The organism is Allobosea sp. GW821-FHT12C12, from assembly GCF_058807355.1.
Window position 1 is genome coordinate 1 of the sequence record NZ_JBXAQP010000036.1, and the last position, 709, is coordinate 709.

1 protein-coding gene is annotated in these 709 nt (G+C 77.2%); it reads left to right on the top strand.

What is annotated here, in order from left to right:
- Positions 1–708: methyl-accepting chemotaxis protein (locus AC1RRW_RS22285; protein WP_492903908.1), on the top strand; the 708-nt coding region annotated here is incomplete at its 5' end.
- Between the last annotated feature and the right edge of the window lies 1 nt (position 709).

Consider the following 709-nt stretch of genomic DNA (forward strand, 5'->3'; position numbering starts at 1 on the left):
TTCCAGACCAACCTGCTGGCGCTGAACGCGGCGGTCGAGGCGGCCCGCGCCGGCGACGCCGGCAAGGGTTTCGCGGTCGTGGCCTCCGAGGTGCGCACCCTGGCGCAGCGCTCGGGCGAGGCGGCCAAGGACATCTCCGGGCTGATCTCGTCCTCGAACGCCGAGGTCGGCGCGGGCGTCAGGCTGGTGCGCCAGGCCGGCGAGCAGCTCGACCAGATCCTCGCCGCCTCGCGCAAGGTCGCCGGCACGATCGCGGAGATCTCGGCGGCGTCGGGCGAGCAGGCCGGCGGCATCGACGAGATGAGCCAGGCGGTCGCCCATCTCGACGAGATGACGCAGCAGAACGCGGCCCTGGCCGAGGAGAGCGCCGCGAGCGCGGCCTCGCTCACGGCCAGGATCGGCCAGCTCAACGAGCTCGTCGCGGCGTTCAGGACCGGGCGCGAGGCGGGCCATGGGGCGAACGCCGCCGTCGCCCAGGCCGCGCCGGCCCGCCCGGCCGCCCACGCCCCGCCAAAACTCCGCGCCGCCGGCCACGCCGCCGCCCCGGGACAGGGCGGCGCGGGCCCGGCTCGCGCCGCCGAGCCGGCCCGGCTGCAGAAGCTCGCCGAGGCCGCCTTCGCCCAGAGCAAGGCCGCCCCCGCCCCGCGCCCACCGGCCAGGAAGGCCGCCAACGCTCGCGCCGGAGACGCCGGATGGGAGGAGTTCTGAG